Here is an 11,412-nt window from a genome sequence, read left to right on the forward strand (position 1 = left end):
CAAATGTATCAAAACAGTATTTTAGTGCCCTTTGCTTGGGATAAATGCCCCTATTAGCCTGCATCTAAAGCCACTTTAGGTATATAATCCCTGCATCGAGATTTAATCAAAAACTAAAAAACTAAATCAAATGACTAAACGATCTATCTATGTAGCCTACACTGGTGGCACCATTGGTATGCAAAAAACCGAACATGGTTTTGCTCCAGTTGCCGACTTCCTTACAGGCTGCGTAAAAGCCATGCCTGAGTTTTACCATGATGAAATGCCTAACTTCGTCATTAACGAATATTCGCCACTTATAGACTCCGCGAATATGAAACCTACTGATTGGCAGATGATAGCGGATGACATCAAAGCAAAATATGATCAGTATGACGGGTTTGTCATTCTTCATGGCACCGATACCATGGCGTTTACAGCATCAGCCCTCTCTTTCATGCTACAAGGCTTGCAGAAACCTGTTATCGTTACTGGCTCACAAATTCCGCTAGCTCAACTTAGATCGGACGGCCAAACAAACCTACTAAATGCGCTTTATATTGCCGCTAACTATCCTGTCGCAGAGGTTTGCTTATTCTTCAATAACAAGCTCTTTCGCGGTAACCGTACAACTAAAGCTCATGCCGATGGCTTCAACGCTTTTGCATCGCCAAACTTCCCGTTGTTGTTAGAGGCTGGCATTAAAATCCGTTGGCATGCTGGGAAACGTGCTAAATTTGATCCAAAGGTCGAGCTTAAAGTCGCCAAAATTAGCCCTCAACCTATTGGTGTTGTTACCCTTTACCCTGGCATTAACACCGAAATCTTCGCCAATATTCTTCAGCAACCTGTGAAGGCTCTTATCTTATTAACTTTTGGTGTTGGTAATGCACCGCAAACTCCTGAGTTACTAAAAACCCTAAAAGACGCCCAAGAGCGTGGCATAGTATTGGTCAACTTAACACAGTGCATGCAAGGGCGAGTCAACATGGATGGCTATGCAACAGGTAACGCGCTTGCAGAAGCAGGTGTAACCAGTGGTTACGATATGACCACAGAAGCAGCCCTGACTAAGCTGCACTACTTACTATCAACAGACATGAGCCCTGATGATATTCGCGCTGCGATGAAGGTGTCTATTGCCGGTGAGTTAACAGCAGACTAGTACCAATCATCAAATATGCTCTTTTGTAGCAGGCAATATTAAAAAAGCCCAAACATTATGCTTGGGCTTTTTGTTACTTCTTTTTAGACTAAAGGTCGTGTTCTTTAAATTCGGCGATCGCCTCACCTTTAAACTGCTTTTTAAGCTCAGACTTAGACAGCTCGTTGACCTGCCCTTCACTATTAATAGTAAAATGATCCGTCTGCTTGAGCCTTCTTGCTTGATAAAGCATAACCACCTGTTGAGTCGATGCTCGTTGCTCAGGCGTTAACACGGTACCATCTTCCCACTTACCCAGTTCAACAGCGCTCAGTAGACGCTGATAAACTTCATCGGGCATTTCGTCGATAACTTTGTTTATATCGGTCATACTTTTTTCCGTTTATGCAGAACTATCTGAATTCGAGTAATTAGGTAGCCAACAAAGCCAAGTGAAAATGCACCAACAGCAATATTTGCTCTTAGGCCTTCAGCTGGCTCGCCTCCCCAAAACCAAATCACTACACCTGCAATAAACAGGGTCAGTGCTAAAAAGCTCTGATTCATTAACTGATTCGAACGCTTGATATGGCTAATAACTCTTAGGCTCTCATTATCAGACGAGATCTTCGCCTTACAATATGAACACTCCTTTGCCATACTCGAAATACGTTTATTACAGCTAGGACAATTAACTAATGCCATTGGCTACCTCTTAGTTTATGTCTTAAGTTGCACAAAAATGTCTTACTTAAGTTTATCAACCACAGCGTTCATTGCAATTAATGACGCTTCGCCAAGATAAATACAGCGCTCTGGTGACCAACCCGCCATTAAGTCTGGCATATTCGCATTATCTTTAAATGGCATCTCTAGGGTATTTGATAGGCAACCAAAAGTATGTGCAACCCAATTTGAAGCAACCGTCAAGTTAGCTTGGCCGGGTTGATCTTTATCGTAACCAAATTTATCTTGGAAATCAGGACTCGCCATCAATAGTGCATCGACAAAGGCTTGCTGACGCTCAGCATCTTTCTTGTTAAAGGCAGGTACGCCTTCACACCCAGCGAGGAACACGTATGGTAAACCTTCATCACCATGTACGTCATAGAAAAGATCCACGCCGGTCTCTTTCATCTTATTAACCACATAAAGCACTTCAGGGCTCTTCTCTAGAGAAGGCGTTTTCCATTCGCGGTTAAGGTTGGTTCCGACGGCGTTGGTGCGCAGGTGACCGCGGGCACTTCCATCTGGGTTCATGTTCGGTACAATGTAGAAGTTAGCTTTGTCTAGCAGCGCCTTAGCTGTAGGACAATCACTATCGAGTAGATTGTTCATTAAGCCTTCTACCAACCATTCCGCCATGGTTTCACCTGGATGCTGACGAGCGGTGATCCAGATCTTGGCTTTCTCTTCGTCGCCGTCACCAATCTTAACCAAGGTCATATCGCGGCCATCTAGCGTTAGGCCTAAGTGCTCAAGGCTAACTTGTGGATGGACTTGAACAGCAGCTAGCAGATCCTGATGACGCTCATAGCTGTATGGCGCGAAATAGGCAATCTGAATGGCATCACAATCGAGATCAACATGAATTGTTAATTTGCCATCTTTATATTCCGTTGGCAGTCTAAACCAATTTTGCCTATCGTAAGTCGCTACTGCTTGGTAATCTTCCCAGCCTTTAGTGTAAGAAGCCTTATCTGCATTAACGATGTTAAGTGTGTACTGGTTACCCACCACACCTTCTAGTTTAAAGTTAAACCACTGAAAAAATTCGCCGCCTTCATCGGGACGGATCGCTAACTGCACGTCATCTTTATTATCTAAATTGATAACTTCAATGTTGCCACTATCAAAATTCGCGGTAATACGCATAACACTTCCTTTTACTTTTGCTTATACGATTTGACTCTTACAGTTTGCAGCAGCAAACAAGCCAACAGTCGATCTTTGCGCTATAGAATAAACCAAAATGTGATAAGGAGCAGCCTAAACCCAACAAAAACCGCCAAATATCACAAGCATGCTCACTTAGAAGCTGCCTAAAGCCAAATACAGAGCTTTACCCCTCCCGTTAAATTCCCTACAATCGCTGCAATTGTTAAAACAAGAGAGAAACGATTCCTCTTGCAGTACCGCATTCGTTAAAGAACGGAGAGACTAATGACCCAAGCTAGACATTGTGAACTACTTATTCTGGGTTCAGGCCCAGCAGGCTACACTGCAGCAGTTTATGCAGCACGCGCGAACTTAAAGCCTGTATTGATCACAGGAATGCAGCAAGGTGGACAGCTAACCACAACGACTGAAGTTGAAAACTGGCCAGGCGATGCAGAAGACCTAACAGGTCCTGCACTTATGGAGCGTATGCAAAAACACGCTGAAAAGTTTGAAACTGAGATCATTTTCGATCACATCAATGAAGTGAACTTAAATGTTCGTCCTTTCCAGCTAAAAGGCGACAACGGCGAGTTTACCTGTGACTCACTTATTATCTCGACAGGTGCATCGGCTATGTACCTAGGCCTTGAATCTGAAGAGGCCTTTAAAGGTCGCGGCGTTTCGGCCTGTGCAACCTGTGATGGTTTCTTCTACCGTAATCAAAAAGTCGCCGTGATCGGTGGTGGTAACACTGCCGTTGAAGAAGCGCTTTACCTGAGCAACATCGCATCAGAAGTTCACCTGATCCACCGCCGTGATAGTTTCCGCAGTGAAAAGATCTTAACAAAGCGCCTAATGGACAAGGTTGAGAACGGCAATATCATCCTTCACTTAGACAACACTCTTGAAGAGGTGGTTGGCGATCAGATGGGTGTAACGGGTCTTAAGATGAAGAGCACAAAAGACGCCAGCATTAAAGATCTAGAGGTTGCAGGTGTATTTGTTGCTATTGGTCATAAGCCGAACACTGAGATGTTTGAAGGCCAACTAGAGATGAATAATGGCTATATCAAGATCCAAAGCGGTCTCGATGGCAACGCAACTCAGACAAGTATCGAAGGTGTGTTTGCTGCAGGCGACGTGATGGACCAACATTACCGCCAAGCAATTACCTCTGCTGGTACAGGCTGTATGGCTGCATTAGACGCAGAGCGTTACTTAGACGCACAGAAATAGCCCTTTCAGAGCGAACAAATTGAGCAGGCATTATGCCTGCTTTTTTGTCGCTATTTTTTCTCTCAGGTATCACGGCTGAGGATTTCAGTTATAAAAAAAGGGAGCCATAGGGCTCCCTTTCTAAAAAGATTCTAAACTAATTACTTAGCTAAAGCGTCTTTTGCTTTTTCTACTAAAGTTGCGAATACAACTTTATCGAAAACAGCGATGTCAGCTAGGATCTTACGGTCGATTTCGATTGATGCTTTTTTCAAACCATTAATGAAACGGCTGTAAGATAGGCCATTTTGACGAGATGCCGCGTTGATACGTGCAATCCATAGTTGACGGAATTGACGTTTCTTTTGACGACGGTCACGGTAAGCATATTGACCAGCTTTAGTTACTGCTTGAACAGCAACGCGGTAAGTACGGCTACGAGCGCCATAATAACCTTTAGCTAATTTAAGTACTTTCTTGTGACGAGCACGAGCGGTTACACCACGCTTAACTCTAGGCATTGTTCTTTACTCCTCTAATTAAGCGTATGGTAGTTGACGTGCAATTGCTGGCACATCAGACTTAGCTACTAAACATTTAGCACGTAAGTGACGTTTACGCTTAGTGCTCTTCTTGGTCAAAATGTGACGTAAATGGGCTTGCTTGCGCTTGAAACCATTAGCGGTTTTCTTAAAACGCTTTTGTACACCCTTGTCTGTTTTCATTTTAGGCATTGCTAAAACTCCGCATTGGGACAATTAATAAAACGCAAGGCGAACAGGAAACCTCAAGAGGCCCCTGTTACTTTTATGGTTGCCTTACTATTTCTTTTTCGGCGCTAGAACCATAACAGCTTGGCGACCTTCCATTTTAGGGAAAGACTCCACAACTGCAATTGCTTCCAAATCAGTCTTGATACGGTTCAGAAGATCCATACCTAGACTTTGGTGAGCCATCTCGCGACCACGGAAACGCAGCGTTACTTTCGCTTTGTCGCCGTCTTCTAGAAAACGAGTCAGGTTGCGTAGTTTTACCTGATAATCGTTTTCGTCTGTACCGGGACGGAATTTAATTTCCTTCACCTGTACAATTTTCTGCTTCTTCTTTTGTTCTTTTTGAGCTTTGGCTTTGTCAAAAAGGAACTTACCGTAGTCCATAACACGACAAACTGGCGGCTCAGCATTAGGACTGATTTCTACAAGATCTACGCCGGCTTCGTCAGCGATCTCTTGAGCTTCTCTAATGCTCATGATTCCCAATTGCTCACCGTCAAGACCGTTTAGACGGACTTCTGGCACACCAGTGATGAGTTCGTTAATTCTGTTTGGGGCCGCCTGGCGCCCTGCTGTTTTCTTGATCTTTATGACCTAATCCTCCAACAAATTGAGACTACGGAGCGAAATCTGGTTCTTGAGCTTAGTAGCAAATTCTTCGATCTGCATCTTACCTAAGTCAACGCCTTCACGGGTACGCACCGCTACTTCCTTATTTTCCATCTCTTGGTCACCAACGACCAATAGATAAGGCACACGCCTTAAGGTATGTTCGCGTATTTTAAAGCCTATCTTCTCATTCCTCAAGTCTTTAGTTGCACGAATTCCATGTTCTTTGAATAAATTAACGACATTGTCCACATAATCAGACTGTTTATCGGTAATATTCATTACAACAACTTGAACTGGTGACAACCAAGCTGGGAATTTACCTGCATATTCTTCAATTAGAATACCCAAGAAGCGCTCTAGTGAACCTAAGATCGCACGGTGGATCATAACAGGTGTTTGACGGCTGTTATCTTCAGCAACATAGGTTGCACCTAAACGACCAGGTAGAGCGTAATCGAGCTGCACAGTACCACATTGCCACGCTCTGTCTAGACAGTCATGTAATGTGAATTCAATCTTAGGGCCGTAGAAGGCACCTTCGCCCGGTAGGATCTCAAATTCGATACCGTTAGCAGTCAATGCTTGCTTAAGTGCCTCTTCAGCACGATCCCACATATCATCGTCACCAATACGCTTTTCAGGGCGTGTTGAAAGCTTAACGACAATATTATTAAAGCCGAATGTTTCGTATGTATCGTAAACCATCTTGATACATGCGCTCACTTCCTGCTGAACTTGCTCTTCAGTACAGAAGATATGAGCATCATCTTGAGTAAAGCCACGTACTCGCATTAGGCCATGTAGTGAACCCGATGGCTCATTACGGTGACAACAACCAAACTCCGCCATACGAAGTGGCAGATCACGGTAAGACTTAAGACCTTGGTTAAAGATCTGTACGTGACCAGGGCAGTTCATTGGCTTAACTGCGTATTCGCGGTTTTCAGAGCTCGTAGTGAACATGGCTTCTGAGTACTTGTCCCAGTGACCACTACGTTCCCACAATACTCTGTCCATCATCAATGGACCTTTTACTTCTTGATAAGTGTATTGGCCTAGCTTTTGACGAATAAACTTCTCAAGTTCTAGGAACAAGCTCCAACCGTCGTTATGCCAAAACACCATGCCAGGTGCTTCTTCTTGCATATGGTAAAGGTCTAACTGCTTACCAATCTTACGGTGGTCACGCTTAGCCGCTTCTTCAAGACGGTTAAGGTGGACTTTAAGTGCTTTCTTATCAGCCCAAGCTGTACCATAAATACGCTGCAACATCTTGTTGTCTGAGTTACCGCGCCAGTAGGCACCTGCAACACTCATTAACTTGAAGTTTTGGCAGAATTTCATGTTAGGTACGTGAGGACCACGACACATGTCGATATATTCTTCATGGTGATAAAGCGCAGGCGTTGAGTCCTTGCTGATGTTCTCATCAAGAATCGCCATCTTGTAGCTTTCGCCACGGGCTTCGAAGGTATCACGCGCTTCTTGCCAGCTAACAACACGCTTATCGACGTTGTAATTAGTCTTTGCAAGCTCTGTCATGCGCTTTTCTAGCGCATCGATGTCTTCCTGAGTCAACTTATGGTCAAGGTCAACGTCATAGTAGAAACCGTTATCGATAACTGGACCGATAGCCATCTTAGTTTCTGGGAACAGTTGCTTAATCGCGTGACCTAACAAATGAGCGCACGAGTGACGAAGAATTTCTACGCCCTCTTCATCTTTAGCTGTGATGATAGAAAGATCTGAGTCGGTTTCAATCAGATCGCAAGCATCTTTTAGCTCGCCGTTCACGCGACCCGCGATACAGGCTTTAGCAAGGCCAGGACCGATATCAGCAGCAACATCTAAAGTAGAAACAGGGTTAGCAAACTCACGTTTGCTTCCGTCAGGAAGTGTAATAACAGGCATGATTATTCCTTTTCCAGTGGTGACCCCTACGTAGGGCCACTTGGTTTTAAATTAAGTATGGGTGCGCACTACTGGGACTAGGCCATACAGTGGTCTGGGTTTTCCAGCGTGCAAGCCGCTAATTCTAGTTGATAGGGAGTACATGATGCAAGCTTTCCATTCGATTAGTTTTTCTTATCAAGTTATCTAATAAACACTGGGCAAATGTAATGAAACTAACAAGTTAATGTCACAGTTTGTTCACGCTTTATTTCTAATATGGCCGAGACTTAATAAGGAGGTCATGATGATTAAAACATTGATGTTAACCGCCGCACTTTTTCAGCCAGAAATAGCAGGAGAAGAGCAACAAGACACGCTAATAATGGATAAACAAGCCATTGTTGCCCAAATAGAATCTCAGCTTGATGATTCAATCTCGCTAATGACGCAAAACTTGCTCAACGAATGTAATAGATTAAAAGCCAACAGCGTCCCCACTACGATTGCAGAGTTTACTCCGACGATAAACAACCGTTTGAGTCATAACCAATCCTCTCACGTGACTCCCTAACAAGAGTGTATTTGGCTGCGACTTCTATTCTTTGCTTGCTCTGGCTATGATGTAGTTATACTGGGCTAATAGCTAACAACTGTTATATTTTAGCCTCATTTTATCTGCTATCTAAAAGGCTTCAATATGACAACTTGGGCATTAGTCACGGGCGCACCGAAACGGATTGGACGCGCAATTGCAACTCAACTTCATGAGGATGACTACAATATCGTGATCCATTACGGTCAATCTGTAAATGAAGCCCAAGCACTATGCGATGAGCTAAACACTAAGCGCGCCGACTCTGCGATCATTATGCAGGCCGACTTAGCCGACGCTACCGCATTAGATAAACTAGTCGCACAAATAGAGACTCGTGCTCTAAGCCTTGAAGTCCTTATTAATAACGCCTCTTGCTTCTACCCGACTCCTATTGGCAAGAGCTCTTTTACTAAAGCACAACAACTGCTTGCCACCAACCTTATCGCACCTTATATGCTGGCTGAAAAACTCTGCCCACAACTCTCAGCAAATAATGGCTGCGTGATTAACCTTTTAGACATCCATGGCAAGCGCCCACTAAAAGATCATGGACTATACTCTATATCAAAGGCTGCACTTGAAATGGCAACACTGTCATTGGCACAAGAACTCGCCCCGAACATACGTGTAAATGGCGTATCACCCGGTGCAATTCTCTGGCCGGAACAGTCCAATATGGAATCGCAACAAGCTGTTTTAGGCGCAATCCCCTTGGCGAAGCTTGGACAGCCTGAAGACATTGCCAAGCTTATTTCACATTTAGTTAGCGCGCCTTATATCACAGGCCAGGTGATAGCTGTCGATGGAGGGCGAAGTGCAGTAGGTTTTATGGGAGCGTAATTATGCGATTCATCAACAAGACAATTAGCTGTCCTCACTGCGGGCACCACCAACACATTAATATCGATGCTACCTGTGGCGATCAGGATTACTATGAGGACTGTCGGGTGTGCTGCAACCCAATCCATATGCGATTGCACATGGATGAAGCCCAACATAAGATTGAACTTTTTATTGATTCAGACGATGAGCAGATCTATTAATCAGTAACGCCCTTTTCCACCTATGTGGGCGCAGCAGTGAACCGCACTGCTGCAACGACACATTACACTGCAAATCGCTTGGCTAGCACACGCTCTACCGTGTCCACGATCGCCTGAGTTTGGCTGTCGATCTCAATATTGATCACATCGCCTTTTTGATAACCATCAAGATTTGTAAGCTTCAGTGTTTCAGGGATCAAGTGCAACATAAAGGTGTCTTCAGTTACCTCACCCACTGTCAGGCTACAACCATTAACACCAACGAAGCCTTTATACAAAATGTAGTTCATCCATTTAGGCTCAACTTTCAAACGGATATCATAATGTTCTTCAGTGACACTGACGAAATCGACCTCAGCTAAGGTGTGAACATGGCCCGATAAAATATGCCCGCCAATCTCGCTACCAAAGGTTAATGAACGTTCAATGTTAACCTGTGAGCCAACTCTCAGTTTTGATAGGTTAGTTAGCTTAAGGGTCTCTTCCATTACATCGAAAAACACCCTATCATCATCTATTCTTGTAACCGTTAAACATACACCGTTATTTGCGACACTTGCCCCTAGTGAAAGTCCCTCGCGCAAATCCGGCCCAATTGCGATTTGTAGCGTGTTTAAGCCTGATTTCTTATCTATCGCCAACACTTCGCACGTTGCTTGAACTATACCTGTAAACATTATTATCTCTCGTTAGTATATTAAGGGCTGTACCCATGAACCATTCTGGCTTTCAAGCCAAACGCTTAATCCAATTAGCGCTACCCGTGTTAATTGCCCAAGTCACGCAAACTATGATGGGCTTTATCGATACCGTCATGGCGGGTCGTGTCGCTGCCGTCGATATGGCTGCTGTAGCTATCAGTGCCAGTCTTTGGTTACCCGCTTTGCTTTTTGTTCAAGGTCTACTCATGGCCTTTACACCTGTGTTTGCCCACCATCATGGTGCCGACAATCAAAAAGCGATTCAACCTTTGGCTTATCAAGGCGCTTATATTGCCATAATCGGTAGCTTAGGTGTGGTGCTATTCCTCTCATTTGCAGAGAATATATTTACCATGATGGATCTTGAACCAGAAATGGCGAGATTAGGCATCGGCTACCTAGATGGCTTTATGTGGGGCGTGCCAGCATTTGTACTCTATCAGGTACTAAGAGGCTGTAGCGAAGGGATCTCTTATACCCTACCAACCATGGTCATCGGCTTTGTGGGCCTTGCGGTCAACATCCCAGCTAATTACATCTTTATCTATGGCCACTTTGGCATGCCCGCTATGGGCGGCGCTGGTTGTGGTGTGGCTACGGCATTAGTGTTCTGGGCAATGTTTATCGCCATGATCATCTATATGCAGTTTCACCACAAGTTTAAAGAATTGGCTCCCTTCAAATCTTTTCATCTGCCAGACCTAAAGGTCATGGTGGATATGACAAAACATGGCTTACCTATCGCCATGGCGTTGTTTTTTGAAGTGAGTTTATTTGCAATCATCGCGCTACTTTTAGCACCTTTAGGCGCAACTGTAGTCGCAGGACATCAAATAGCACTGAACTTTTCATCGATTGTGTTTATGTTGCCGCTATCTTTGGGTATCGCAGTGTCTATCCGCGTTGGCTATTACTTAGGCCAAGATAAGCCTGAGATCGCCGCGTTAGTGACTAAACTGGCTCTGATGATCTCGTTTTCGTTAGCAGCCTGTACCGCAGTGATTACCATCTTATTTAGAAACGAAATTGCGCTTCTATATAACGACAACCCTGATGTGATTACACTGGCTGGTAGCTTGATGTTCTTCGCCGCTATCTATCAGTTATCAGATTCAATTCAGGTAGTTACAGCAGGTGCATTGCGTGGTTATAAAGATACCCGCAGCGCATTTTATATCACGCTGGTTTCGTATTGGGGCGTGGGCATGACCTTAGGCTACACATTAGCGCGCACCGACATCATAGTGCAGCATATGGGGGCTCAAGGCTTCTGGATTGGCTTGATTGCAGGTTTAACCTCTGCAGCTATCATGTTTGCCGCTCGTTTAAGATACATCCAGAAGCGAGGCTTTGTGGACTCAGCTATTTAATTAGAAGCTATCTCACTCTGCGTTAGTAACAACCAAAAAAGCCAGTAGCAGTTGCTACTGGCTTTTATCATTCGACTGTCTTGTCCTGGAATGTGTTTACACATTTAGGACTTTATTATGACCACACCAATACCAGCCCGCGTTAAGCGAACACAGCGAGATTATTCGTTAGGCTTTAAATTACAAGTTGTAGCTGCCGTAGA

General features: G+C 44.3%; 14 protein-coding genes. 6 read left to right on the forward strand and 8 right to left on the reverse strand.

All coding sequences use genetic code 11. The features are described 5' to 3' along the window. The first annotated feature begins 130 nt into the window (after positions 1–130). Positions 131–1,147, forward strand: coding sequence for an asparaginase (gene ansA, locus K5Q92_RS17435; RefSeq protein WP_220770192.1), 1,017 nt, complete (start codon positions 131–133; stop codon positions 1,145–1,147). A gap of 88 nt (positions 1,148–1,235) precedes the next feature. Here the strand turns inward: ansA and K5Q92_RS17440 are convergent, their stop codons facing one another. The 3 genes from K5Q92_RS17440 to K5Q92_RS17450 are packed head-to-tail and all read right to left on the reverse strand — an operon-like array spanning position 1,236 to position 3,001. Further along, the gene (locus K5Q92_RS17440; protein WP_220770193.1) at positions 1,236–1,517 is read right to left on the reverse strand and encodes a YeaC family protein; all 282 of its coding nucleotides are present in this window, start codon (positions 1,515–1,517) and stop codon (positions 1,236–1,238) included. Next, positions 1,514–1,831, reverse strand: coding sequence for a zinc ribbon domain-containing protein (locus K5Q92_RS17445; protein ID WP_220770194.1), 318 nt, complete (start codon positions 1,829–1,831; stop codon positions 1,514–1,516). The genes K5Q92_RS17440 and K5Q92_RS17445 overlap by 4 nt, the downstream gene beginning before the upstream one ends. Before the next feature lie 42 nt (positions 1,832–1,873). Further along, positions 1,874–3,001 (reverse strand): M14-type cytosolic carboxypeptidase, encoded by a 1,128-nt coding sequence (locus K5Q92_RS17450; protein ID WP_220770195.1) that lies wholly within the window; start codon positions 2,999–3,001, stop codon positions 1,874–1,876. A 288-nt stretch (positions 3,002–3,289) separates the two neighbouring features. Between K5Q92_RS17450 and trxB the strand changes: the two genes are divergently transcribed. Then, positions 3,290–4,243, forward strand: a complete 954-nt coding sequence (gene trxB / locus K5Q92_RS17455) for a thioredoxin-disulfide reductase (protein ID WP_220770196.1) — start codon at positions 3,290–3,292, stop codon at positions 4,241–4,243. A 140-nt stretch (positions 4,244–4,383) separates the two neighbouring features. Here trxB and rplT read toward each other — a convergent pair whose 3' ends face one another. The 4 genes from rplT to thrS form a co-directional block, all read right to left on the reverse strand. Then, positions 4,384–4,743, reverse strand: a complete 360-nt coding sequence (gene rplT, locus K5Q92_RS17460) for a 50S ribosomal protein L20 (protein ID WP_012155496.1) — start codon at positions 4,741–4,743, stop codon at positions 4,384–4,386. A gap of 18 nt (positions 4,744–4,761) precedes the next feature. Beyond that, positions 4,762–4,956, reverse strand: coding sequence for a 50S ribosomal protein L35 (gene rpmI / locus K5Q92_RS17465; protein WP_011865828.1), 195 nt, complete (start codon positions 4,954–4,956; stop codon positions 4,762–4,764). Positions 4,957–5,043: 87 nt separating this feature from the next. Beyond that, a complete protein-coding gene (gene infC, locus K5Q92_RS17470) occupies positions 5,044–5,586 on the reverse strand; it encodes a translation initiation factor IF-3 (protein WP_220770202.1) in 543 nt (180 codons plus the stop codon). A gap of 3 nt (positions 5,587–5,589) precedes the next feature. Further along, positions 5,590–7,518, reverse strand: a complete 1,929-nt coding sequence (gene thrS / locus K5Q92_RS17475) for a threonine--tRNA ligase (RefSeq protein ID WP_220770197.1) — start codon at positions 7,516–7,518, stop codon at positions 5,590–5,592. Positions 7,519–7,801: 283 nt separating this feature from the next. On the opposite strand from thrS, the gene K5Q92_RS17480 reads away from it, so the two are divergent. The 3 genes from K5Q92_RS17480 to K5Q92_RS17490 all read left to right on the forward strand — a co-directional run bounded on the left by K5Q92_RS17480 (position 7,802) and on the right by K5Q92_RS17490 (position 9,138). Next, complete coding sequence (locus K5Q92_RS17480) at positions 7,802–8,071, forward strand: hypothetical protein (protein WP_220770198.1); 270 nt, start codon at positions 7,802–7,804, stop codon at positions 8,069–8,071. A 126-nt stretch (positions 8,072–8,197) separates the two neighbouring features. Then, positions 8,198–8,935 (forward strand): pteridine reductase, encoded by a 738-nt coding sequence (locus K5Q92_RS17485; RefSeq protein WP_220770199.1) that lies wholly within the window; start codon positions 8,198–8,200, stop codon positions 8,933–8,935. 2 nt (positions 8,936–8,937) lie between these two features. After that, positions 8,938–9,138: a CPXCG motif-containing cysteine-rich protein gene (locus K5Q92_RS17490; protein WP_202722255.1), complete on the forward strand. Its 201-nt coding sequence runs from the start codon at positions 8,938–8,940 to the stop codon at positions 9,136–9,138. Positions 9,139–9,200: 62 nt separating this feature from the next. Here K5Q92_RS17490 and K5Q92_RS17495 read toward each other — a convergent pair whose 3' ends face one another. Continuing rightward, positions 9,201–9,815 (reverse strand): riboflavin synthase subunit alpha, encoded by a 615-nt coding sequence (locus tag K5Q92_RS17495; protein ID WP_220770200.1) that lies wholly within the window; start codon positions 9,813–9,815, stop codon positions 9,201–9,203. A 35-nt stretch (positions 9,816–9,850) separates the two neighbouring features. On the opposite strand from K5Q92_RS17495, the gene K5Q92_RS17500 reads away from it, so the two are divergent. After that, the gene (locus K5Q92_RS17500; protein WP_220770201.1) at positions 9,851–11,209 is read left to right on the forward strand and encodes an MATE family efflux transporter; all 1,359 of its coding nucleotides are present in this window, start codon (positions 9,851–9,853) and stop codon (positions 11,207–11,209) included. Positions 11,210–11,412: the final 203 nt, after the last annotated feature.

The sequence above is a fragment of the Shewanella sp. MBTL60-007 genome (assembly GCF_019654915.1).
Classification (GTDB): domain Bacteria; phylum Pseudomonadota; class Gammaproteobacteria; order Enterobacterales; family Shewanellaceae; genus Shewanella.